Origin of the sequence: Candidatus Epulonipiscium sp. (assembly GCA_012519205.1) — a bacterium.
Lineage (GTDB): Bacteria > Bacillota > Clostridia > Lachnospirales > Defluviitaleaceae > JAAYQR01.
This window is the reverse complement of record JAAYQR010000003.1, coordinates 16,618-39,651: the sequence shown is the minus strand read 5'-3', so window position 1 is coordinate 39,651 and position 23,034 is coordinate 16,618. Positions and strand designations below refer to the sequence as shown.

At 32.4% G+C, this 23,034-nt stretch carries 25 protein-coding genes, 3 tRNA genes and 1 riboswitch; of the genes, 5 read left to right on the top strand and 23 right to left on the bottom strand.

The genetic code is table 11. The annotated features are described in order from the left end of the window. Positions 1-14 precede the first annotated feature (14 nt). The 9 genes from tadA to GX308_00645 all read right to left on the bottom strand — a co-directional run bounded on the left by tadA (position 15) and on the right by GX308_00645 (position 5,085). On the bottom strand, positions 15-503 hold the full coding sequence (gene tadA / locus GX308_00685; GenBank protein NLK20608.1) for a tRNA adenosine(34) deaminase TadA: 489 nt from the start codon (positions 501-503) through the stop codon (positions 15-17). Positions 504-541: 38 nt separating this feature from the next. Next, complete coding sequence (locus tag GX308_00680) at positions 542-1,723, bottom strand: copper amine oxidase (GenBank protein NLK20607.1); 1,182 nt, start codon at positions 1,721-1,723, stop codon at positions 542-544. A 230-nt stretch (positions 1,724-1,953) separates the two neighbouring features. After that, a tRNA-Arg gene (locus GX308_00675) sits at positions 1,954-2,027 on the bottom strand. A 96-nt stretch (positions 2,028-2,123) separates the two neighbouring features. Further along, a complete protein-coding gene (locus GX308_00670; GenBank protein ID NLK20606.1) occupies positions 2,124-2,996 on the bottom strand; it encodes a DUF3881 family protein in 873 nt (290 codons plus the stop codon). Positions 2,997-3,046: 50 nt separating this feature from the next. Then, positions 3,047-3,120: transfer RNA gene (locus GX308_00665), tRNA-Arg, on the bottom strand. Between the two features lie 190 nt (positions 3,121-3,310). After that, the gene (locus tag GX308_00660) at positions 3,311-3,988 is read right to left on the bottom strand and encodes a TetR family transcriptional regulator (GenBank protein ID NLK20605.1); all 678 of its coding nucleotides are present in this window, start codon (positions 3,986-3,988) and stop codon (positions 3,311-3,313) included. A gap of 148 nt (positions 3,989-4,136) precedes the next feature. Next, positions 4,137-4,316: a hypothetical protein gene (locus GX308_00655; protein NLK20604.1), complete on the bottom strand. Its 180-nt coding sequence runs from the start codon at positions 4,314-4,316 to the stop codon at positions 4,137-4,139. An 80-nt stretch (positions 4,317-4,396) separates the two neighbouring features. Further along, on the bottom strand, positions 4,397-4,834 hold the full coding sequence (locus tag GX308_00650) for a MarR family transcriptional regulator (protein ID NLK20603.1): 438 nt from the start codon (positions 4,832-4,834) through the stop codon (positions 4,397-4,399). 161 nt (positions 4,835-4,995) lie between these two features. Then, positions 4,996-5,085: transfer RNA gene (locus GX308_00645), tRNA-Ser, on the bottom strand. A 143-nt stretch (positions 5,086-5,228) separates the two neighbouring features. On the opposite strand from GX308_00645, the gene GX308_00640 reads away from it, so the two are divergent. Together GX308_00640 and GX308_00635 are read left to right on the top strand one after the other, a co-directional pair. After that, positions 5,229-5,501 (top strand): winged helix-turn-helix transcriptional regulator, encoded by a 273-nt coding sequence (locus GX308_00640; protein NLK20602.1) that lies wholly within the window; start codon positions 5,229-5,231, stop codon positions 5,499-5,501. A gap of 210 nt (positions 5,502-5,711) precedes the next feature. Then, complete coding sequence (locus GX308_00635; protein NLK20601.1) at positions 5,712-6,788, top strand: HD-GYP domain-containing protein; 1,077 nt, start codon at positions 5,712-5,714, stop codon at positions 6,786-6,788. A 61-nt stretch (positions 6,789-6,849) separates the two neighbouring features. On the opposite strand, the gene GX308_00630 is transcribed toward GX308_00635, so the two are convergent. From GX308_00630 to GX308_00615, 4 genes are all read right to left on the bottom strand, one after another. Beyond that, positions 6,850-7,050 (bottom strand): hypothetical protein, encoded by a 201-nt coding sequence (locus GX308_00630; protein ID NLK20600.1) that lies wholly within the window; start codon positions 7,048-7,050, stop codon positions 6,850-6,852. Between the two features lie 60 nt (positions 7,051-7,110). Beyond that, positions 7,111-7,917, bottom strand: a complete 807-nt coding sequence (locus GX308_00625) for an HAD family phosphatase (GenBank protein NLK20599.1) — start codon at positions 7,915-7,917, stop codon at positions 7,111-7,113. Between the two features lie 79 nt (positions 7,918-7,996). After that, the gene (locus GX308_00620) at positions 7,997-8,440 is read right to left on the bottom strand and encodes a TetR/AcrR family transcriptional regulator (GenBank protein NLK20598.1); all 444 of its coding nucleotides are present in this window, start codon (positions 8,438-8,440) and stop codon (positions 7,997-7,999) included. A gap of 273 nt (positions 8,441-8,713) precedes the next feature. Next, complete coding sequence (locus tag GX308_00615) at positions 8,714-10,075, bottom strand: copper amine oxidase N-terminal domain-containing protein (protein NLK20597.1); 1,362 nt, start codon at positions 10,073-10,075, stop codon at positions 8,714-8,716. Positions 10,076-10,360: 285 nt separating this feature from the next. Next, a riboswitch (TPP riboswitch) is annotated at positions 10,361-10,460 on the top strand. Between the two features lie 30 nt (positions 10,461-10,490). Here GX308_00615 and thiT point away from each other — a divergent pair. Next, complete coding sequence (thiT, locus tag GX308_00610) at positions 10,491-11,159, top strand: energy-coupled thiamine transporter ThiT (GenBank protein ID NLK20596.1); 669 nt, start codon at positions 10,491-10,493, stop codon at positions 11,157-11,159. 11 nt (positions 11,160-11,170) lie between these two features. Here the strand turns inward: thiT and GX308_00605 are convergent, their stop codons facing one another. The 8 genes from GX308_00605 to GX308_00570 all read right to left on the bottom strand — a co-directional run bounded on the left by GX308_00605 (position 11,171) and on the right by GX308_00570 (position 18,426). Continuing rightward, positions 11,171-11,461: a hypothetical protein gene (locus GX308_00605; GenBank protein ID NLK20595.1), complete on the bottom strand. Its 291-nt coding sequence runs from the start codon at positions 11,459-11,461 to the stop codon at positions 11,171-11,173. 55 nt (positions 11,462-11,516) lie between these two features. Next, positions 11,517-12,029: a DUF4446 family protein gene (locus tag GX308_00600; protein NLK20594.1), complete on the bottom strand. Its 513-nt coding sequence runs from the start codon at positions 12,027-12,029 to the stop codon at positions 11,517-11,519. Beyond that, the gene (locus tag GX308_00595; GenBank protein ID NLK20593.1) at positions 12,030-12,902 is read right to left on the bottom strand and encodes a ParB/RepB/Spo0J family partition protein; all 873 of its coding nucleotides are present in this window, start codon (positions 12,900-12,902) and stop codon (positions 12,030-12,032) included. Continuing rightward, complete coding sequence (locus GX308_00590) at positions 12,899-13,666, bottom strand: ParA family protein (protein ID NLK20592.1); 768 nt, start codon at positions 13,664-13,666, stop codon at positions 12,899-12,901. The genes GX308_00595 and GX308_00590 overlap by 4 nt, the downstream gene beginning before the upstream one ends. A 174-nt stretch (positions 13,667-13,840) precedes the next feature. After that, positions 13,841-14,737, bottom strand: a complete 897-nt coding sequence (locus GX308_00585) for a YegS/Rv2252/BmrU family lipid kinase (protein NLK20591.1) — start codon at positions 14,735-14,737, stop codon at positions 13,841-13,843. A 10-nt stretch (positions 14,738-14,747) separates the two neighbouring features. After that, positions 14,748-16,448: an arginine--tRNA ligase gene (locus GX308_00580; GenBank protein ID NLK20590.1), complete on the bottom strand. Its 1,701-nt coding sequence runs from the start codon at positions 16,446-16,448 to the stop codon at positions 14,748-14,750. 107 nt (positions 16,449-16,555) lie between these two features. Then, the gene (locus GX308_00575; protein ID NLK20589.1) at positions 16,556-17,224 is read right to left on the bottom strand and encodes a response regulator transcription factor; all 669 of its coding nucleotides are present in this window, start codon (positions 17,222-17,224) and stop codon (positions 16,556-16,558) included. Between the two features lie 23 nt (positions 17,225-17,247). Beyond that, complete coding sequence (locus GX308_00570) at positions 17,248-18,426, bottom strand: sensor histidine kinase (protein ID NLK20588.1); 1,179 nt, start codon at positions 18,424-18,426, stop codon at positions 17,248-17,250. Between the two features lie 340 nt (positions 18,427-18,766). On the opposite strand from GX308_00570, the gene GX308_00565 reads away from it, so the two are divergent. Both GX308_00565 and GX308_00560 read left to right on the top strand, forming a co-directional pair. Beyond that, positions 18,767-20,368, top strand: coding sequence for a hypothetical protein (locus GX308_00565; protein NLK20587.1), 1,602 nt, complete (start codon positions 18,767-18,769; stop codon positions 20,366-20,368). Positions 20,369-20,412: 44 nt separating this feature from the next. Beyond that, complete coding sequence (locus GX308_00560) at positions 20,413-21,357, top strand: alpha/beta fold hydrolase (protein NLK20586.1); 945 nt, start codon at positions 20,413-20,415, stop codon at positions 21,355-21,357. Positions 21,358-21,381: 24 nt separating this feature from the next. Here GX308_00560 and noc read toward each other — a convergent pair whose 3' ends face one another. Beyond that, positions 21,382-22,188, bottom strand: coding sequence for a nucleoid occlusion protein (gene noc, locus GX308_00555; protein NLK20585.1), 807 nt, complete (start codon positions 22,186-22,188; stop codon positions 21,382-21,384). Positions 22,189-22,311: 123 nt separating this feature from the next. Next, on the bottom strand, positions 22,312-23,031 hold the full coding sequence (gene rsmG / locus GX308_00550; protein ID NLK20584.1) for a 16S rRNA (guanine(527)-N(7))-methyltransferase RsmG: 720 nt from the start codon (positions 23,029-23,031) through the stop codon (positions 22,312-22,314). Positions 23,032-23,034: the final 3 nt, after the last annotated feature.

The following is a 23,034-nucleotide window of genomic DNA, read 5'->3' as shown; positions in this document are numbered from 1 at the left end:
TACAAGGTTTTAGGTTATATGTCAACCTCCACCTCATTCCTTTTATTCCTCATGTTAGCAAAAAATAGCTTTAAAATATTACTGCATTCTTCCTTGCATATGCCTTCTATTATCTCTACCTGGTGATTGAACTTTGGCTCTTGTAAAATATTGATTACAGAACCACCACAACCTGCCTTGGGATTTCTTGTTCCAAATATGACTTTATCCATCCTTGATTGTACTATGGCTCCGGCACACATAGGGCAGGGCTCAAGGGTAACATACATGTTACATCCTTCTAATCTCCAATCCCCTAAAAAACTTGCCGCTTCTTTTATGGCTTCGATTTCCCCATGAGCTAAGGGGCTTTTTTCGGTGTTTCTTCTATTATATCCCTTACCAATAATTTGATTATCATAAACTATTATAGTTCCTATGGGAACTTCATCTATATCCATTGCTTTCTTAGCTAATTCTAAGGCCTTTTTCATGAAATATTCATGGGAATTTTCCATGGTGATCTCCCTTTTTTAGAATAATTAATAGAAACCTTTTATTTTTATCTTGGAGTATAAAAGTTTTGGGTAAAATACGTGCTATATGCCCCACCAAAGTATACCCCTACCCCCAGTCTTTCACATTTTCCTAGGATATTTGTCCTATGCCCTTTGGAATTCATCCATCCTTCATGGGCATATATGGCATTGTTTTGTCCTGCTGCAATGTTTTCTGCTGCCATATTATATCTAATCCCCTGATTGTTCATTCTTACAAAGGGGCTTTCCCCCCTTAAATTTGTGTGGGCAAAAAAGTCTCCCTTTGCCATATCCTCGCTATGAAGCCTACTGGACTTAGATGCTAAATCATCCCAACTATATGGCTTTAAATCTTCTCTTACTCTTACTGCATTTGATAAATCAAATATTTGTTTTTCATATGCTTTTATAAGTTCTTTACTACCCTCTCCGTAAAAGCCGTTTAGGGTTAGTTCTGTGTCTTTTTCAATAATAAGGACTGAAGTTACGGTTTGATTTTTGTGCATATCATAAAAAATAGTTGTATAGGCATCATCAATTAAGAAGGTATTCGATTCCTTTATACTATTGCTAAAGTAATACTTCGTATTTCCCTTTTGGATATAGGTAAGAGGGGTTTTGTAGGCATTTTGTACTTCTAAATAAGTTGAACCAAATTTAATACCTTTTTTAGATTGCCAATTGGCTGAATTTGTATAAAGCCCGACTACCTTGCTATCTTTTATACCTACTTGAATATAATTTTTATAATCTTTATTGTATATAAACCATGTAAATCCATATTCTGAGGCGTCCTGTCTATCGGGATCGCCTAGCTTATTTATCACATGTTCCTTATCGTCTCCTATGGATATATTGTATAGGTTAAATTCCTTTGAATCTATCTTATCCTCCACATTATCATCTTTCTTATTATCCATAACGGGTTCATTACCCTTGGTATATATATAGATAGAGCGGCTATCTGCCTCATAGCGTACTTCCTTACCTAGAGCTTTAGCAATACTTCGCATGGGTAAATAAGTGGTTCCTTCATATATCATGGGTTTTTCCTTAATTTGAGCCTTTTGCCCTTCTATATATATGGGCATATTACTAAAAACTACTTTAATGCTTTGTAAGAAATCCGCTGCCTTAACTGCTGGATTAGTAAGTAAAAGTGTAGATACCATAAAACCTAAAATAAAATATTTTAACTTTTTCATACAATCACCCCTTATATTAACACCTGTATTTGTTTTTTAATAATACTAATATATTGTATCATACAGCTATATCTTTTACACCTTAAAATTAAAGGATTCTATATTCCATAAGAATGAAAACTCCCCTTTGGAATCTTGAGTACTTTCTACTAACTTAGTCTTTTCCATAATGAATTCCTCCATTTTGTCTCATAAAAAAGCCTTACAAGTTAATTTGTAAGGCTTTTTGCTGTTCCCGGCGGGATTCGAACCCACGGCCTACTGCTTAGGAGGCAGTCGCTCTATCCTGCTGAGCTACGGAAACATTTTATGAAATTATTGCGGGACGCCTTTAGGCGTCCTTAATTATTTTACAGATACTTGTTTCCTAAGTCAAGTACTGATTTCATAAATTATAAATTTAAGAAAAAATAACTGTCCCCTGCATCCAGCACATTCCCATAAATCTCATACCTACCATAGGATTACCAACTAATTCTTTGGCATTAATTGCTACTTCAATTTTCATACCTATGGTCTCAACCAGCATCCAATAAACCTTTTCTTTTGTTTGGTTATTTTCTATTATTTCTACTTCTTGAATTGTTCCTAAAAGAGAATACGTTGCATCTAAATAATCAATTGGAATAAAATATCCCTCTATCACGGATAAGAAGTCTTCATTTTGGAGCCTTTCTTCGATAATATCTGCTGCTTCTTCCGCTTCCATATCTAATATTTCTCTAGCCTCTTCATCCCCTTGCCTTGCTCTTTTAAAGAGCTCTTTTTTCCATTCATTTTGTTCATTTTCATATTCTACATCGGAGTCCGTTTTTTCTACAGGAAGGATGACTGTTCCCTTAGATGCCAACCCCACAATCTTAATTCCATCAATAAATACCTCTTTATCCCCTTTAATTTCTAGGTATTCTATTATATTTTGAAGCTGAAAAACGATTTCTGAACCACTTTGCTCATCCTCATAAATAGCAAAATAAAAATAATCGTCTTCTTCCTCTTCAATTTCTATCTCTGCTATATCTACTGTATACCTGGCCTCAAAATATGGATCGCAGGTTTCCAAATCAATATCTTGATCATTATCTAAAAGACCTCTTAGGACAACGCCCATGCCTTTTCCATATTCTTTATAGTACTCTATAAAAATATGTTCTTCATCATGATTTGTTACAAGTTGTTTATCCGAGTTTTTTAAAACTTCATCAATTAAAATATCCCATTGCCTCTTTTTGTTAATACTGCTAAATCCTACAGCACTTATATAGGTTCCCATGATTACCTCCTTCCTATATAAAAAACCCCTATGAAACTATAGGGGTTTAACGCACGCAGAAGGATTCGAACCCTCGACCCTCTGATCCGAAGTCAGATGCTCTATCCAGCTGAGCTATGCGTGCATATTTCATAATTGATTCTATAATCCTTGATTATCTAATCCCTTAGATTATATATTTTCTTATATTTACTAAAACTATGGACTGCTTGTAACCCACTGTAAATTATATTTTATATTTTATTTTATGTCAATAACAAAGAAAAAAACAATATGCCAATTTATGTTAACTTCGCATATTGTTTTTATAAGTATTATGCTTTTATAGTTTGAAACAAATGGTCTAGGGTGTATTCATAATACTCTCTTAAATCATAGGATTCACTCATAAATCTGTATATTATAATAGGACTAAAGAAAATTGAGATAAGAAACATAGAAGAATTTTCTACATCCAAGTCTTTTTTAAACTCCCCCTTAATAATTCCTTCATTTAAAATATTTTTTAGAATCTTATCTAAAGAAAGGCTATTAAGTGCTTCTATCTCATCGATATCTAGTTCCTCTTCAGGAAATTCATATGCAAATTCTGCTTGGGTCAGCTTTATTTCATCATCGATTTCTTTTGCATCTATGATATGTTTTAAGTAATTCCTAAAAAACCCTGGAAATTCCTTGTTTTCTCCTATTAGTTTACTATATAAAACAATTAGTTTTCCTTCTGCTGTCTTTTCTTTAAAATTAAGCTTAGCCATTTCTAGACCCATTTTTATTTTCCATATCCTTATATAATATTTAAAGATATCATTCTTAGTAGGAAAATAATTAAAAAAAGTCCCCCTAGATATTTCTGCATACCTACATATTTCATCTACTGTAACCTCTTCGAAATCCTTTTCAAGGACCCTTTCTTTTACTACTTGTAAAATCTTTAATCTTGTTTTTGCAAAATTAATTTCCCTTAATGAAAAACTATCCACAAGCGTCCTCATTGTTTTCATCCTCTCCTAATTTTAATTATTATTTTGTAACTTTTTTTGCCCTTTAGTCCAATTTAGATTGTATATTCTAATATATAAACTGTCAAATAAATATAGAAAAACAAAATAAAAAGTAAAGTCTTAGACTTTACTTTAGGCATTAGCGTATATCTCCTTCAAAATCATCAGGATTAAAATTACTTACAAACTCCATCTCTGTTTTAGACTTATTTGTTTTATCTGGGGATTTATTTGCAGTAACTTCTGCTTGTACTTGATCTGCAATTTCTAAATCGGAACCTTTGTATTCTTGGTTCGCTGTAGACTCTCTATTATTCATAGAACCACCTCCATTCAAACTTAGTTTGGATACTTTTAGATGGTTCTATACATAATTTAAAAATAATATATGTACGGACTTTAAACAGATTCTTCAATCATTTTTAATGTCTTGTTAAATTCCTCCGCAACTAACTTTTTTGTGGAAGAATTCATATTTTCAACTAACTGGTATAAAATAGCATATTTATTCCTGTTATAATCCTCAAAAACCTCTTTCCCCATATCTGTTAATTCAATGTATAAAACTCTTCTATCAGAATCATTCTGTTTTCTTTTTGCCATCTTTTTTTCTTCTAACTTGTCAATCAAAAATGTCATTCCACCTTTAGTCATAGACATAAGTTCTGCAATATCTTTCATCATCTTAGGCTTGCAGTTTGTTCCAATGATTTCAATGATTCTCATTTCATTAGGTGTGATTTTATACTGTAGCTGTTTTTCTTTCAATATTGCACTTTGAGCATCTGAAATATTACTTATGATCTCAGCTAGATAATTCATCATCATGTCATTCATAGCCTTCCCTCCACATATATATTTTTATCTAAAAAGGTTTATTTTTAAATTCTAGTATAACAATTATTTTTCCATTTTTCAACTATTTCTACGTGAAAGTCTAAAAATTCTAAATCAAGACTATAAAAAAATAACTCTGAAATTAAACAGAGTTATTTGGACGGAGAAGGAGGGATTTGAACCCTCGCGCCGGTTTAGCCCGACCTATACCCTTAGCAGGGGCACCTCTTCAGCCTCTTGAGTACTTCTCCAAATTATTATACTTGAACAGTATAACATGTGCCTTGCCTTCTGTCAACATATTCCATATATACCCATAAAACCAATAATATCTTATTGACTTATTCATGTTATCATAATATTATAATATTAAAACTAATTTTGGGGTGATCTTATGGATATAAAGGCATTGGAAAAAAAATCAGAGTTATTAAAGGCCTTAGGGCACCCGGCTAGGCTTTGTATTGTAAAGGGGCTATTAGAAAACGATGGCTGTAATGTTTCTTACATGCAAAATTGTATTGGCCTCCCTCAATCTACTGTTTCTCAGCATATTTCAAAATTGAGATCTGCAGGTATTATCGAAGGAGACAGGTGCGGTTTGGAGATTACTTATAAAGTAATTAATGAAGATGTTATCAAAATAATGAATGCTTTGTTCCAATAAATAATTTTTTTAAAAAATATTAATAACCATGTATATAAGTTAATCAAATTGGTTATTATGTAAGTGTACCCAATATAAGGTACATCGCTAAATCCCCCCTCAACCTGGTGCTTCTCCCCCCTGAAGCCCAGGTCTTTTTTATTGATTTTGCTTTACTTTCAGACTACTTTTATATAAAATAATAGTATCTTATATGTTAGGGGTGTTCATATGGAATATATTCGAAGGACCCTTGTCGACATGCTAGAGCCGGGAATGATCCTTGGAAAGGATTTAGACAGCCCCTTTGGAAATATGCTTTTAAAAAAGGGATATGTATTTGAGCAAAAAGTAATCGATAAGCTCATAGAACATAATGTTGAATATGTATATACTTTAGAAATTGTCAATGATAAAATAAGCGATAATTTAGTTAGAACCGTGAAATTTGATGAAATATTGTATATGGATTATTACAAGGAAGCAACAAAAATAATGCGTCAGATTGCCTATGATGTTAGACTTGGTAAAACCTTGAAAATAAGTACTGTTCGAAACATCGTCAATACTCTTTTAGAACAGATTTTTGCTAAAAATAATATTCTATATTGTTTAAATCTCATCAAGAATTGTGATGAATACACATATACCCATTGTGTTAATGTTTGTCTCCTTTCCACAACCTTAGGAAAATGGCTATCTCTTAATGACAAGGATTTAAAACAATTAGCTTATAGTGCCCTTTTTCACGATCTTGGAAAATACAAAATACCTCTTGAGATTTTGAATAAACCTGCAAAACTCACGGTTAAAGAATTTGAATTAATAAAGCAACATCCAGTTCACGGCTATGAGATCGTAAAGGATATGATTGGTCTTACCCCTAATGTGGCTTATGGGGTTTTGATGCACCATGAAAAAGAAAATGGTACAGGCTACCCCTTTGGTATTAAGGGAAGTCAAATTCACCTGTTTGGGAAAATTATTAGCATCGCTGATATTTATGATGCCCTTACATCGGATAGATCTTACCACAAAAGGATATCTCCTTTTAAGGCAGCTGAAATGATTTCTAGAGAAAGCTTTTTTAATATTGATCCCGAGATTGCGTCTACCTTTTTAAATAATATTGCTACATTTTATATTGGATGTACGGTTAATCTTAGTACAGACCAAAAAGGAAAAATAATATATCTTTACCCCAATAAGCCGACTAGACCTTTGGTTGAGTTAGAAGATGGTCAATATATAGATTTAAGCAAGGATGAAAATTTAGATATAGTTATAGAGGATTTGTTAACTTCCTAAAGAACATGATATATGTCCTTTTTTTATAAACGGAAAATAAAAGATAAAAAGTAGGATGTACCTACTTTTTATCTTTTATTTCCACTTCATAATTATTTTTTCTCATTTGATCGATTATTTCCCTGTTACCATTAATCTGTTTTGCGGTATTTCTAATGGGTATATATATACCGACAAATATAAATATAATAATTATCAGTAACAAAAGTTGCTCTAATAAGTTATAAAGAAACTTCTTTAAAATCTCCCTATATTCTTCCATAGCAAAACTCCTTAATACATTCTTTATATATTTTATTAAGGAGTACTTGTTTAACATTCACTATAATATAAACTTTTCAATTACTTCTTTCATTACATGATGATTATTATCATTATGTGTCACATAATCGGCTACCTTCTTAATATCGGGATGAGCGTTGGCTACAGCTATCCCAAGGCCCCCTTCTTCTATCATGTATAAGTCATTAAAACTATCCCCTATACAGATTACTTCTTCCTTTTTAAACCCTAATCTTTGCCTTAACCTTTTTACAAATAGGCCTTTATTTGCATTCATGCTGGTAAATTCCAAATAAAACGGCTTGGAAAAATACATATGAGCCTTCCCTTTAACCCAGTTTTCTAGTTCCTTGGCTACTTCTAGTAATTTTTCATGGTTATCTTGAATAAGAACCTTAAGGACATCTTCCTTAATCCAACTTAATAAATCTCCTACTTCCACGGGCTTAGTCCCTGTTATATCTGCATACATATCAGTATATTCATTTTTTCTTTCTACTATCAAATCATGATTTTGATAGGTTTGAATATGTAGGCCCCTATCTTTGGCAAAGGAAAATAGGTATTTTGCATATTCCCTTGATAAACTTTCTTGTTCCACAGGCTCAAGGGTAATAGTATCAAATATTACTGCTCCATTACAAGATATCCCATATTGTCCTTTTTCTTTCAAATTGAGCTGCTCAAGATATTTATCCATAGAGGTGGTAGACCTTCCTGAACATAATACTACCCTGACTCCCTTTTCCATAGCCTTTTTTATAGCCTCTTCGTTTTCATAAGATATTTCTAAGTCGTCATTAAGTAGTGTGTCATCCATGTCTGTTACTAGCATCTTGTATGTCATTTTATTTTTCCTTTCATTTTAGATAATTGTAGATAATGTTGTCCTTATAAATTATATTATACCATACATTTTTTATCTTCTATGAAAAAAGTATAGTCCTAAAAAAATATATAAAATAATCTAATTCTTCATTTAAGGAGATTATTATGTTATACGATAATATTTTACCCATTTTTTTTATGTCTATTTTAGGTTTTATGTTAGCAGACGCTTTTCCCTCTTGTAAAATAGATTCTATCATCTCTTCTATGCTATTGAAAAAATCAGGGTACTTATTAAAATTATCCCTTACATAAAGATTATAAATAACATTCCTAAATTTATTATGTATATGCTGAACTTTATACTGCAATAGGCAAAGCTTGGTAGTTACATCATCATATTTCGATTGTTCTGATATTAGTGCTTTTCTTATTTCATTCCATTCCGACATAAAAATATCATTTATTAAATCATCCTTGGCAGGATAATACTTATACAATAGTCCTACAGATATCCCACATTCATCTGCAATCTTTTTCATGTTTATATCTTCATATTTTAACTTATATCTCTTACCTACAGTTTCAATTATAAATTCTTTTGTTATATTTACTTTTTTACTAATTTTAATCACCTACTAATACATTATTATTTCATGAATGGGGTTCATGTGAATGCGGTTCGTATTAATTTAGTATCTCGTGAATCTAGTTCATATGAATCTAGTTCATATCTAGTATAATAAAAAAGTGAGCCTCATGCAATGTTAATTTTTGCACAAGACCCACATAAACTATATAACACCTCCAATGTATTATTTGTCAAAGTCCTCGTACTTCCACAAATCTTTTTGTTCATAGCGGGATAAAAGCAAGCCCTCTTTCATCCAACCATAACAGAACTTTTCTTGGCGATTAGGGTCTTTCATTGAAGGAGCTACACCATTTAATAAATCTTTTTTAGGATTTATCTGACAAAGGGCTTCGGTTCCATTATAATGAAGTTGGTAGCCCTTGATGTCATCATTATACATGAATGTGTAGGTTACTATTCCTTCGTATGTTTTACCTGCTTCTAAAGCTGAGGTTTCGAGTGGAGTACCATCTTTCTGAATTGACATTGAACCGAAGTCATCCCACACCTTATTACTTGATTCAGAGGGGACGGTTAATGGGGTTAGTTTCATCCACACACTAACCTTAAATGAGGATAAATCTGCGTCAGCAGAAATCCATGCAGTTTCTGGTAATATCTGGTATTCAACCTTGGATGATACTTTATAAGTTTTTGCATACTCGATATAACCACGTGCAAGGTCTTCAACAGCTTGTTCTGTTCTTAATTTCATGCTGTACTTGTTTATGGAACGACGCATTACGTCTACAAATTTTTCTTCATCAACTGTTCGGTAGTCGAAGTTTAGTTGAGCATCAATAAATTCATCCAACAGTGGGTAACAAGTGAACATGGCTCTACGTATGTCACTGGTTTCGTTACCCATAGCGGTTAGTGGAAATGCCGAAACTTGTTTTGCATTTTTCACTCCGTTATCCACAACCCAAGTACCAAAAAAATTATCATTCCAAGGTTGTTGCTCGTAACACCAATTCGGAACTCCCTCGGCAATATAAGGAAAATGTTTCGCATTCTTAGGTAGATTAGTAGTTCTACTTTTTCTACCCCAAGCGTCTGTGATGACTGGTGCATCGGGTATGTATATGCTCCCACCAGAACCACCTCCAGATGACGAAATGTCACCAGTTACAATTACGGTATACTTCTTGGAATCATAAACGACATCACAGTTAAGGGCTTCGCTTATGAAACGTAATGGCACCATTGTTGTATTATTTTTCACTACAGGTTTTGTGTCCATGACTTCAGTTATACCATCTATTTTTACTTGGTACTCACCTAGTGTCATTTCAATCTTTTTAGAACCTTTTGTGATAGTAATCCTTTTAGTGTTTTGATTGTAGGATACTTCGGCACCTAGACTCTCACTGATTACTCGAAGTGGTACCATAGTTCTGCCCTTATCTACATAAGGTTTTACAGTTGGTACAACAGTGCTACCATTTATAACTAGATTTAAGTCCATTCCTTTAGCTGTCACTGTGGACATTGAGCACATTAGTGCTAGTCCGATTGCTACAAACTTTTTAAGTTTAATCATTTACATTCTCCTCTCCATATTGGTTTCCTAATAAATTCACTTTCATCAATATTGTTTATATTCTTACATACATTGTTATATATTGCAACTATCAACTAGAGAAATTTGGTTCCTTGCAAACAAAATGAACCTTCCTAGTTCATAAAAAGGTTTAAGACTTTATGTATAATCCTACACATGAAGTTTTAAACTTTTTTAATTTATACTCCCCAGTCAAACCTATTTGACATTTTATATTATTTGATATATATTGATTACAAGAATGCATTCTTTATTAACTAAATATAAGTCCGCTAGGGGAGCCTTTGGCTGAGATTGTGCATTGCACTAACCCTTTGTACCTGATCCAGATAATGCTGGCGAAGGAAAGCGTAATATGGTAAACCTCCTGCGGACAAGATTAAGGAGGATTTTTATGTTTTCAGAAGAAATTTTACAAGGTTTTTTTGATTCCCCTATGGGTAAAGGGGCTATTATGCTTGTTATCGCTATTGCTATCACAATTTTTGTAAGCAAACTGTATAAGGATAAGAACTTTTCTACTAAATCCTTATCATACTCTGGAATAGCCGTAGCCCTAGCGACGGTCCTATCCACTATTACTATGTTTTCACTTCCCCAGGGGGGTTCAGTTACTCCATTTTCCATGATGTTCATAGTACTAGTAGGTTATTGGTTTGGTCCTTTAGAAGGCATTTTAGCAGGACTTACCCATGGGCTATTACAATTGGCTTTTGGAGCATCTGTAGTTCATCCAATTCAACTTTTATTAGATTATCCTCTGGCCTTTGGGGCTTTGGGGCTTTCTGGATTTTTTAGAAAGGGCAAGTATTCACTTATATATGGATATTGCGTAGGAGTATCAGGGAGATTTATCTGTTCTTTCTTATCTGGATGGATTTTCTTTGGTTCTTATGCTTGGGAAGGATATAGTGCCATTGTTTATTCACTTCTTTATAATCTTTCCTATATAGGGGTAGAGCTGGCCCTTACCGTTGCCTTATTTATGATTCCCTCCTTTAGGGGTGCCCTTAGTTATATAAAAAATAACATTAATATAAAAGAGCAAAAAGCAGCCATTTAGCTGCTCTTTTTTTAAAATAGGGGAGAATATACCCTATTATTTAAAATCTCTTCTATTTGGTCAATGTCCTTATTTAGTGCATTTATAAGTAATATTCCACTATGCTTGTGATTGGATCTTTTTTCTATGGATGCAGTTAAAGTCGGCCCATGGTCATAATCTGTATCCATTATATTGGGATGGTTCATATAAATATAAGCATCTACGGGATAATTATATTCATCTTCATAATAGATCCTATAGCCTCTTTCTTCTAATCTTTTTTTATATCCTTCTAGTCCCCTTTGAATTCCCACAATCATAAAAACACCTCCATATATATTGTTTCCATGGAGGTATTTGTTATGCACTTTATGCTTAGATGCTAAGCATCTTATTTCTTAATTGGGCCTTTTGTATTGCCTGTTCCTCTTCTGCAGATAATGCATAATTGCATCTTCCCTTTTCTATAGGTTTTGCATAGGTGTAAGAATTTTCCCTTGAATGAATTCCATTAATGACGATACCATCATCATGTTCATCTAAGAGGGCTATGGCATAACATAACTCTCCCCCCGCATCCCCGAAAGCATTATACCTTACGATACCTACTTTTTGAATGCAGTTGTCTATGTCTCTTCTCATAACCTTATAGGCCTCTATAATCCTTTCATTTTCTTCTTCTACACTACTTACCTTGCTTATATAATCCATAAGGAGGGCTTCTAGGGGTTTAGCACTTCCGCCTCCCATAAAATATTCATACTTGTCTTGCAACTTATTTAGTTTTATGGATAATATTATTATACTAATGAATAAAATAATAGAAAAAATTCCAAGTCCTATTGTAATCCAATTCCCATAGGTTGTAATCCATTCCAAGACGTTCATTTACTTCACCTCTAAATTTTTGTTATCTATAGACTGTATTAAATATAAGATTCTATCTAAATCGTTATCGGAATAATATTCTATCTCTATCTTTCCTTTGTTTTTTCCTCTAGATATTTGAACCTTTGTTCCTAATATGTTTTTAATCCTATCTTCTATTTCTCTAAAAATTGGGCTCATTTCTTTGTAGGTTTCTTTCTTTTTAGGCTTTTCCAATATAGTTTTTACTAACTTTTCGGTTGCTCTAACACTTAATCCATCCTTAAGTACTTTATCTGCCACGGTTAACTGAGAATCCTTGTCAGCAAGTCCTAAAATAGCCCTAGCATGGCCTTCACTTATAAGTTGCTGTATCAAAAGACTTTGGATGCTCTCATCTAATTGGAGGAGCCTTAGGGTGTTGGCAATTGTAGAACGGCTTTTCCCTACCCTCTTTGCCAGTTCCTCCTGCTTAAGGGAAAAAGCATTAATCAGTGTTTCAAAAGCCTTTGCCTCTTCTATAGGGTTTAAATCTTCCCTTTGGAGATTTTCTATTAAAGAAATTTCCATGGCTTCCCTAGTTGTGTATTCTTGGATGAGTACGGGGACTTCCTTTAATCCTGCCATTCTTGCGGCTCTCCATCGTCTTTCTCCTGCTATTATTTCATAAAAACTATCTTTTTTTATTACTATAAGAGGTTGGATAATCCCATGTTCCTTTATGGAAGTTGCCAGCTCTTCCATCTTTTTTTCGTCAAATATCTTTCTCGGCTGCTTTTTATTTGGTTCTACCTCATTGATAGATACTTTTTTAACTTGTCCTTTATTGTCTTCTTCTGGTAAATCAGAAATTAGGGCAGAAAGCCCTTTTCCTAATCCTCTTTTTGCCACTATGCTTCCTTCCTTTCTAATATTTCTTCTACTAATAATCTATAGCTTTCAGCTCCTTTTGATTTTTCATCATACATCATAATTGGAAGTCCATGGCTGGGGGCCTCTCCGAGCCTTACATTCCGCGGAATCAAGGTAGTATATATTTGTCTTGAAAAATGTTTTTTAACTTCCTCAACTACCTGTAAGGATAGGTTTGTCCTAGCATCATACATTGTAAAGACTATCCCTTCTATATAAAGATTCGAATTTAATTTTTGCTGAACCAATCTAATGGTGCTAATTAAATGTGTTAATCCCTCTAAGGCATAGTATTCACATTGAATAGGCACTAATACGGAATCTGCTGCAGTTAAAGCATTTAATGTTAATATATTTACTGCCGGGGGGCAGTCAATAAATATATAATCATATTCTTCTTTCATATCCTTTATAATATTTTTTAGAAGGTATTCTCTTTTAGGAATATCTAAAAGTTCTATCTCTGCTCCAGCCAAATCCATATTGGCAGGGATGAGTTCTAGGTTTTTCATAGGTGTGTCTAGCGTAACCCTATTTATATCAACTTGTCCTAAAAGTACATTGTAAATGGTCTTTTCTAGTTCATTTTTGCTAATTCCCAAGCCGCTGGTGGTATTCCCCTGGGGATCCGTATCAACAGTAAGTACCCTACATCCTAGTTCTGCTAGTCCTGCGGAAACATTAACCGTTGTGGTTGTTTTACCTACCCCACCCTTTTGATTAAATACAGCAATTATTTTTCCCAATTTATTTCACCTCTTATGGGTTTTATTTTATTATACCATGAATTTTATTATATTGAACAAAAGTATTCAAAGACTATATATTCTTTAAATAAAACCTCTATATTTATCTAAATGTTTCACGTGAAACAAAACCTAGATATCTAAAAAAGATATCTAGGTTTTGTTGTAATCTCTTTATATGTTTGCAAAAACCTGAAGTTTTTTATGGCACACTTCAATGTCAAGGGGTAAGGCTGGACCCCCTTCCCCATCTACATCTGATTCAAAAAACTGCTCATCTTTTTCTAAACAAGAAATCCTAAACTTACTTTCTCTTAAGAATAATACATTAGCATCATCTAGATGTTCTCCCTTTAAAATCTTCAAAAACAATATAGCAATTTCATGGAGAGAGCCTGCTTTAATTCCTATAAAATCAAATATCCCATCTTCCACAGAGGCATTTTTAGCTAACCTATCAAAACCTCCGGCACTATTTCCGTTCAATACTAAAAATAAATAAAACATGTCTTCAAAGCTACTAGAAGGGGTTTCTATTTTAAGATGAATAGGTTTAAAATTAGGGAGCTGCTCTATTCCTTTTATATAATAAGCCAACTTCCCTAAAGTATTTTTAAAGTTAATGTCTATACTTTGGGATACGTTTGTGAATAGCCCCCCACTGCATACATTGATAAAGTATTTTCCGTTAACATTTCCAATATCAACTTTCCTAAGGTTATTTCTTAAAATAACCTCACAGCATGAGGCCACGTCCCTTGGTAAATTAAGATGGTTTCCAAAATCATTAGCAGTGCCAACTGGGAAAATTCCCAAAGGTATATTTATTTTGTTTCTAATCATGGCATCTACCATCTCATTAACTGTCCCATCTCCCCCTGCGACGGCTAATATAGAGTATTTTTCATTTGGTAGCCTTCTAAGAGCTTCACCAATCTCCCCTTTTTTACTGCTTCTAAAAATACTGACATCATAACCTGCACCTTGAAACTTTTGAATAAATATATCTAATTGAAGTAAAAAACTTTTATCTCCCGATACCGGATTATAAAATAATTTTATTTTTTTCAAGAAACCCCTCCTACATCTTTTCCGGAGCCTTAATTCCTAAAAGCGAAAGTCCTGACTTAAGCACTACTTTCACTCCAAATACAAGGGCCAATCTTGCTTTTTTTACTTCTTCTTCCTTAACCAATATAGGATTATCATGATAAAATTTATTAAATGCTTGTGAGAGATCCACTATATAACGGGCCATAAGAGAAGGTTCTAACCTATCGGCAGCCTCTCTTATCTTTTCGCCATATTCTCCTATAAGTCTTATCACATCAACAGAAGAAGAATCCGTCAGTACATTATAATCGATATTATCATCTATCTCTGTATTTGCTCTTCTCAAAACACTCGAAGCTCTTGCATGGGTGTATTGTACATAAGGCCCTGTTTCGCCATCAAAGTTTAATACCTTATCCCATGAAAAAACTACATCTTTAATTCGATTGTTACTTAAATCATTAAATACTACGGCCCCTATTCCTACCTGCTTAGCTATTTCCTCTTTATCTTCTAGATTGGGGTTTTTTTCATTTATAATTTGACGGGTTTTTTCTATGGCTTCACTTAATATTTCCTCTAGCAAAACAACATTGCCTTTTCTTGTAGATAGTTTTCCTGTTTCCATACTAACCATTCCAAAAGGGACATGAATCAATTTTTCATGCCAGTCATATCCCATCTTTTCAATTACAGAAAACCATTGGGCAAAGTGAAGATTCTGTGCTAAGGCGGTTACATATATACATTTTTCGAAATCATAGGTATTTTTCCTATAGATTGCTGCAGTAATATCTCTAGTTGCATAAAGTGTACTTCCATCCCTTTTAGTAATTAAGCAAGGAGGCATATTTTCATCTTCCAAATCTACAATTTTAGCCCCCTCACTTTCCTTTAGAATCCCCTTTTTATCTAATTCTTCTATTATAGGAGCCATTTTATCATTATAGAAACTTTCCCCCGCATAAGAATCAAATTCTACTCCTAATAATTTATATACCTTATTAAATTCTATTAGACTAATATCTTTGAACCAATTCCAAAGAGATAAGGCTTCATCGTCTCCATTTTCCATTTTGGTAAACCACTTTCTTGCTTCTTCATCTAGGGATGCATCTTTTTCAGCCTTTTCGTGGAATAATACATAAATACGCATGAGTTCTTTAATTCCGCCCTTTTCTACCGCCTCTTTGCTTCCCCATTTTTTGTAGGCTACTATTAGTTTTCCAAACTGCGTTCCCCAGTCTCCTAAGTGATTTATGCCAATAGGGTTATATCCTAGGGCCTTATGAATACGGTAGATGCTTCCCCCTATAACTGTAGACCTTAAATGCCCCACATGAAAAGGCTTAGCAATATTAGGGGCCGAATAATCTATTACTATATTTTTCCCCTGTCCTATATTAGATATGCCATATTCGTCTTTTCTTTTTAGGACCTCAGATAGTACCTTAAAAGCCATATTAGTCTTATTAATAAAGAAGTTAATATATCCCGAAACACTTTTAATTTCTTTTATGTAATCCGGTACTATAATATCTTTTATTGTTTCCTCGGCAATTTGAATTGGAGATTTCCTAAGTACTTTAGACAATCTAAAACACGGAAATGCATAGTCCCCCATTTCTTTATTAGGTGGAACCTCTACCATGGAAGTTATTTCTTCTCTAGAAAAATCACTAAACTTATTATACAAAAGCTCCGCAATCTGTAATTTGTAGTCCATTATATTCTTCCTTTCATAAAAATAATATCAAAAACTCCCGCCAAAAGACGAGAGTACCAAGCTTCTTATATGATTGTATCTTTATCCCAAAAAAAAATCAAGGTATATCATTATATTTGATATATATTTACAATATGTTCTCTTATGGCATATACTGCCGCCTGAGTCCTGTCACACACATTAATCTTCTTGAATATATTTGATATATGATTTTTAACAGTCTTTTCACTAATACATAGTTTTTGCGCAATTTCCTTATTAAGCATTCCTTCTGTAACAAGTTGCAGCACTTCAATCTCTCTTCTCGTTAATTGTTCCTTGTTTTCTATTTTTTCACCTAAATCATTTTGAATCTTACTCATTTTCTTTACTAATTTAGCCGCCATATTGGGCTGAATATAGGATTCTCCCTTATAGACTGCCCTAATTGCAGAAATTAAAACTTCAGATTCCGAATCTTTTAAAACATATCCATCTATCCCCATTTCCACGGTTTCAAAAAGATATTCTATTTCATTATGTATGGTAAGCATAATAATCTTGGATTCTATTTTTTTGTCTCTTAACTTTTTTGTTGCCTCTATACCGTTTAAAATAGGCATATTAATATCCATTAATACTACATCAGGGGTTTTTTCTAAGACTCTCTCAATAACTTCTGCCCCATTACCAGCTTGATCTATAACTTCAATATCCTCTTCTAGCTCAATGAGCTGTTTTAGGCCTTCTCTTACCATAGAATGATCATCAGCAATAATGACTTTAATATTTTTCTCCACATTACCTACCTCTTTTCCATCTATTAGGGTGTAGTTATATTATAATACATCTTATTTGCCTTAAGGGGTATTCTAATGTAGCAGCGGGTTCCTTGGTTAATTTCAGAACGGATACTAAACTCCCCGCCTAGTAATTTCGCCCTTTCATGCATACTAGAAAGTCCGAAACCGCTTCCATTATCCTTTGTTTTTTTTTGGATTTCTGCAATATCAAAACCTTCCCCATTATCACTAATAAATAGCTCTATATACTCCTGCAAAAAAGATATTTTAACAATGGTCTCTGTTGCATTGGCATGTTTTAGTATATTGTTTAGCGCCTCCTGGGTTAATCTAAACAAGGTAAGAGATACAATAGGAGCCAAGTTAAAGGGGGTCCCTGCAGTAACAAATCTAATAACTAAATGACTTTCTTCCATAACTTTTGATACATAACGCTCTAATGTAGGAATAATCCCTAAGTCATCTAAGGACATAGGCCTTAAATTATATATAATTCTTCTTACATCTTGTATACTAACCCTAACCATATCTTTTAAATTGATTAGTTCTTGTCTTGCTTTTGTAGTGTCTCTATCTAGAAGCTTAATACAAAGTTCTGACTTTAAAACTACATTTGACATAGACTGGGCGGGACCATCATGAATCTCCCTTGCTACCCTTTGTCGTTCTTTTTCTTGAGCTGTTAATATTTTTATTCCCAAGTTCTTCTTTTCTTGTAAATCCTCAATATGACTTGATATATTTTTAAGATCCCCTGTTAAATAATTCATGGCAACTGCCACATGACTAATGAGATTCTCAGCCTTATTAACGGTTTTTTCTGCAGATTTTACCCTTATTTCTAATTCATTTCTTTTTTGAATTAACATCTGCTCTCTTTCTCTTTCTACTGCTAGGTTAATCCTAATCTTATCTGTTTTATCATAGGCCTCTTTCATTTGTTCCTGAGAATACTCATTAAAATTCTTATTAATCTGCATAAGTTCTACTTTGTTTTTATTTAAATCTTTTTCATATTCTTCTATAATTTTAATGGAGTTTGCTATTTCTTCTTTTAGTCCTGATAATTTTTTTTTCATTTGCTGAAATTCTTTTTGGGCATGTTCTGCTATATCATATATTTCATTTTTACTTTGTTCTATGCTATCTATCGTCCTATTTAAAATCTTATCTAGTTGATCCATATTAATATGTGGCATTTCAAGACTCCTTTTAAATAAAAACACTCTTTATTATTATTCGATAAATTAATCTAATATCCTTCTTATTTTTTCTTTTCTTATAAATGAATAAAAACTCAAACTTTCCCCATCCTATTTCTAAAGAAAGGATTGTTAGACCTATGTTCTTAATTTTATCTAGTATCATATTACTTTCTATGACCTTATATATTTATAAAAAAAATACCTCGGATTTAATTACTTACTTGTTTTGCTTTTTTCTTGTATTGATTTCATTTCTTTATATCCTTAGCTTTATATTTATAAACTATATAAAGCCCTATTTATAATTTAAAATGCCAACAAAGCAGGTGATATCTTGAAAAATTACATAATTATCATTATCTTATCCATATTCCTAGTTTTTTTAATAGGTTATGACACTAGCTCCAAATCTAGCAACTTAATACATCTTAATAATCCAAGTTCTAATAAGCAATTATTGATTGCTATATATTCGGGTACCGATATAGTCCTTGATAATTTTAATCTTGATGGTATTTATTCCCTAATGCATGCCTATCCTAAAAAGGACTTCCAAAGTCTTCATTCGGATCTACATAAAGGCTTTAATAATGTTTTATCAATAAATATTAATGAATATTTGCAGATGGAATATACCCCAAACAATCCAATTATAATAATCAAAGATGTTAAGGAAGCTGATTTGCATGAGATATTATATTTTAAACCTCCTAATACAGCACTTATTATTACGTCTTTATCCAAAAGAATTAATCCCCTTTTTATAGAATCAAACCTATCGGGATTAATGCATAGCAGTACAACCAAGAAAGAAGGATTTATTAAGTATTCCGATTTCATTGCACTTATCAATCCTAGGGATGATATCTCCATAGATTATTATTTAAAAGAATCTATAAATCCTATTTATTATTTGGGACAACTATATGATATAAATATCTCACTATTATATGGAAGATTTATTTTGCTTGCTTTTATGTTTATTTTGTTTTTGTCTTTCTTTATTTCGAAAAAACATCCTATACTTATTTCTTATATCTTATTTCTCATTCCTGCCTTTTCATTTGTTTTTGGAATATCATATTTTTCAAACTTAAATGGAATTATAAAAAGTATATTGGTCATTATTTTGTCCTTTGTAATTGGATTACTCTTATACAGTTTTAAGATTAGTTATAAGAATATATTTATTTGTATTTGGGGTTTTAATATACTCCTTCTTACTTACTTTACCTTTTCTCAGAAGTTTTTATATCAAAGCCCTATAGGATTTAACAATATATTCTATGGAACGAGATTTTATGGTTGGAATAATGATTTAATTGGAATACTTCTTGGATCTTTATTAAGTATATCATATACTATAAACTCAAATAAAATCAAATATTCATTCTCCTTACTTATTGTATCACTTTTTATTTGTATACTGTTTTTTTCCCCTTTATATGGTGCTAATGTAGGGGGGATGCTATGCCTTTTTTGTTCTGCTATTTTATGTACCCTTATTCTCGGGGAAGATTTCCTTATAAAATATATTGCTATAGGAGGATACACCTTGGCCTTTATACTTTTACAAAAAGTTTTTATCACTTGGGATTTGACTCAAACCTCCTCTACCCATTGGGGTGTGTGGATACAATCGATTAAGAATATGGAGTTTGATTTTGCTATAGGAATTTTATACATTAAAATAAGGCAAATAATTTTATTTTTGATTACACCCCCATTAAATATTTTATTGTTTTTACAGTGGATTTTACTATTAAAGCCTAAAAATATAAGTCTATACGATAAAAGATGGCGAGACATCTTTTTAATTATGTCACTGATAATAATATTTCTAAATGATTCTGGTGTATTGTCTACTATTGTGATGCTTATATATTTCTTAATTCCTTTTTATATAAAAAATAAAGTTCCCCTTTTCTTTTCATAATGAATAGGAGATAATGTAAGTAAATTAATGAGAGGAAGGGTTTTATGAAAAAAAAGAAGCTAGTAAACCTTGTTTTTATTATGTTTTTCATAGGTTTATTTAACCGTGTTATATTTTTAATTTCATCTTTTAAATATCAAAAAATCAAAAAAGAACATAATTTTTATTCTTGGAAATTTGGAAAAATTCATTATAGAGTTCAAGGGTATGGTCCCCCCCTTTTGCTTATTCATGGTATAGGGGTCGGTGCCTCTTCCTATGAATGGAGAAAAAACGTACCCTACTTTTCTAAATATTTTAGAGTATATACCATAGATTTATTAGGATTTGGACAGTCTTCAAAACCTAAGATTACTTATACTGCTTTCTTATACGTTCAACTTATACATGATTTTATTAGAGATGTTATTAAAGAACCAGCCTCCGTAATTGCTAATTCGCAAGGAGCATCTTTTGCTACCATGGCAGCTTCATATTCTCCTTCTTTATTTAGGAAACTAGTTTTAATTTCTCCTACAGGAATAAAAAAACAAGAATCCTATCCTACTTTAAAAACAAAATTAATAAAAATTATGATAGAAATGCCTATTATAGGGACAAGTTTTTATCAAATAATTTCATCTAAGCCATATATATTTTATTTTATGAAGAGATATCTCTATAAATCTTTTACCCTTATATCTTCTTCCCTCTTAAATAACTATAGTGGTGCGGCACATTTAAACGGTCCCTCTTCAAGATACCCTATAGCTTCCTTCATGGGGGGATATATGAATGTAAATGTTAAAAATGCCCTTAATCAATTAACTTCTGATATTTTAATTATATGGGGAAAGGAAAATGAATTGGTCCCCCCATCCTTATTGGATGAATGGTTGCTTATTAAACCGTCTATTTCTTCTTATATATTCAATAAATCAAAATCCATGCCCCACGAAGAAGAAACCCTCCATTTTAATGAAACCTGTATAAGCTTTTTAGAAAATTAAAAAGGTGGTACCTTAGGTACCACCTTAATTCATAGGTATTTTGATTTTTATTTCATAAAAATCATTTATTTCTTCCATTGTATACTTAGCTTCTAGCCCTGATTGCTGAATTAAATCCACCGCTTGTTGAATTGTATTTGTAAATAGTCGTATATCCCTTAAAACCCTTTTCATTTTTTGTTCTTTTTTTTCTTCTGACTGATGGATAATTCTTTCAATCATTTGATTTATTAGTTCTTCTGTTTTTTTAACATTTAAACCTTGGATGATAACCTTTTGTAATGCCTCTATCTGCATATCTTCTTCCGGAAGTTTAAGAAGAGCCCTTGCATGCCTCTCTGAAAGATTATTTTCTAGTATATCCTTTTTAATTGCAGGGGATAATCTTAATAGTCTAAGCTTATTTGCTATCGTCGATTGGCTTTTTCCTAGGCTTCTTGCTAATTCCTCCTGGGTAAACCCGTGATCTTGCATTAGATTATGGTAGGCTTCCGACTCTTCTAAAAAATTAAGATTTTCTCTTTGGAGATTTTCTATAAGGGACAATATGGCACTGTCCTTATCATTTACATCTATTAGTACTGCGGGAATCTCCTTAAGCCCTGCATTTTTACATGCCCTAAGTCTTCTTTCTCCTGCAACCAATTCGTAATTTGAATGACCTATCATACGAACACTAATAGGCTGCATTACTCCATATTGTTTAATAGAATTTGTTAATTCTTCTATGGATGTTTTATCAAAGGTTTTTCTTGGTTGATATGGATTAGGACGTATTTTATCAATAGAAATCCATTGTATTTTTAATTCTTTCGACTGATATGTTTGCATTATTTATTAACTCCCCCCATAATTCAATCCGAAAAGTAGCTATTAGTCGTATTATAGCATAGTATGTTATCAAACGAAAAAATTTTTTATGTCTAAATAATGCTTATTTCTACAATAAACCATTTATCTTATAGGGCTTTTACTTGGTTTTCCTGGTTTTCTAGGATATTTTGTCGGGGTTGGTCGTTCTTTTCTTATAAAAAGAACCCTATGTCTTATATCACTAAAGGGTATGTCAATATCTTTTATATCTATTAATTCTCCTCCCAATACTTGTATTGCCTTTTTGGAATCCCTTAACTCTTCGTCTATATTGGTACTTTTCATTGAAATGAACATTCCCCCTATCTTAATAAAAGGAAGGGTATATTCTGCTAATACTGATAGATGAGCAACTGCCCTAGACACACAAATATCATAGCTATGCCTATGGTCTTTATCTTGCCCCAATTCCTCTGCCCTTCCATGGATAGCATTAACATCCATAAGGGAAAGTCTAGATACAACTTCTTTTAAGAACTCTATTCTTTTATTTAAGGAGTCCAGTAATGTAATATCAATATTTGGATATGTAATTTTTAGGGGAATGCCAGGAAACCCAGCCCCTGTTCCTATGTCTATTACTTTAACTTTAGATGAAAAGTCAAAGAGACCTCCTACGGAAATCGAATCCAAAAAATGCTTTATGATTATTTCTTTTTCTTCTGTAATGGCAGTTAAATTCATTTTTTCATTCCATTCCAAAAGTAACCCTTTGTAATCTAGAAACTGTTTAATTTGATTATTATTTAAACTATTTCCAAAAGATTTGCTTCCTTTTTCTAAGTACTCTACTAATTCCATGTT

What these genes read in the sequence shown, in the direction of transcription:
- GX308_00680 (NLK20607.1), bottom strand. Translation starts at nt 1,723, where the DNA reads ATGAAAAAGTTAAAATATTTTATTTTAGGTTTTATGGTATCTACACTT.
- GX308_00670 (NLK20606.1), bottom strand. Translation starts at nt 2,996, where the DNA reads ATGGGAACCTATATAAGTGCTGTAGGATTTAGCAGTATTAACAAAAAG.
- GX308_00660 (NLK20605.1), bottom strand. Translation starts at nt 3,988, where the DNA reads ATGAGGACGCTTGTGGATAGTTTTTCATTAAGGGAAATTAATTTTGCA.
- GX308_00655 (NLK20604.1), bottom strand. Translation starts at nt 4,316, where the DNA reads ATGAATAATAGAGAGTCTACAGCGAACCAAGAATACAAAGGTTCCGAT.
- GX308_00650 (NLK20603.1), bottom strand. Translation starts at nt 4,834, where the DNA reads ATGAATGACATGATGATGAATTATCTAGCTGAGATCATAAGTAATATT.
- GX308_00640 (NLK20602.1), top strand. Translation starts at nt 5,229, where the DNA reads ATGGATATAAAGGCATTGGAAAAAAAATCAGAGTTATTAAAGGCCTTA.
- GX308_00635 (NLK20601.1), top strand. Translation starts at nt 5,712, where the DNA reads ATGGAATATATTCGAAGGACCCTTGTCGACATGCTAGAGCCGGGAATG.
- GX308_00630 (NLK20600.1), bottom strand. Translation starts at nt 7,050, where the DNA reads ATGGAAGAATATAGGGAGATTTTAAAGAAGTTTCTTTATAACTTATTA.
- GX308_00625 (NLK20599.1), bottom strand. Translation starts at nt 7,917, where the DNA reads ATGACATACAAGATGCTAGTAACAGACATGGATGACACACTACTTAAT.
- GX308_00620 (NLK20598.1), bottom strand. Translation starts at nt 8,440, where the DNA reads ATGAAAAAGATTGCAGATGAATGTGGGATATCTGTAGGACTATTGTAT.
- GX308_00615 (NLK20597.1), bottom strand. Translation starts at nt 10,075, where the DNA reads ATGATTAAACTTAAAAAGTTTGTAGCAATCGGACTAGCACTAATGTGC.
- thiT (NLK20596.1), top strand. Translation starts at nt 10,491, where the DNA reads ATGTTTTCAGAAGAAATTTTACAAGGTTTTTTTGATTCCCCTATGGGT.
- GX308_00605 (NLK20595.1), bottom strand. Translation starts at nt 11,461, where the DNA reads ATGATTGTGGGAATTCAAAGGGGACTAGAAGGATATAAAAAAAGATTA.
- GX308_00600 (NLK20594.1), bottom strand. Translation starts at nt 12,029, where the DNA reads ATGAACGTCTTGGAATGGATTACAACCTATGGGAATTGGATTACAATA.
- GX308_00570 (NLK20588.1), bottom strand. Translation starts at nt 18,426, where the DNA reads ATGCCACATATTAATATGGATCAACTAGATAAGATTTTAAATAGGACG.
- GX308_00560 (NLK20586.1), top strand. Translation starts at nt 20,413, where the DNA reads ATGAAAAAAAAGAAGCTAGTAAACCTTGTTTTTATTATGTTTTTCATA.
- noc (NLK20585.1), bottom strand. Translation starts at nt 22,188, where the DNA reads ATGCAAACATATCAGTCGAAAGAATTAAAAATACAATGGATTTCTATT.
- rsmG (NLK20584.1), bottom strand. Translation starts at nt 23,031, where the DNA reads ATGGAATTAGTAGAGTACTTAGAAAAAGGAAGCAAATCTTTTGGAAAT.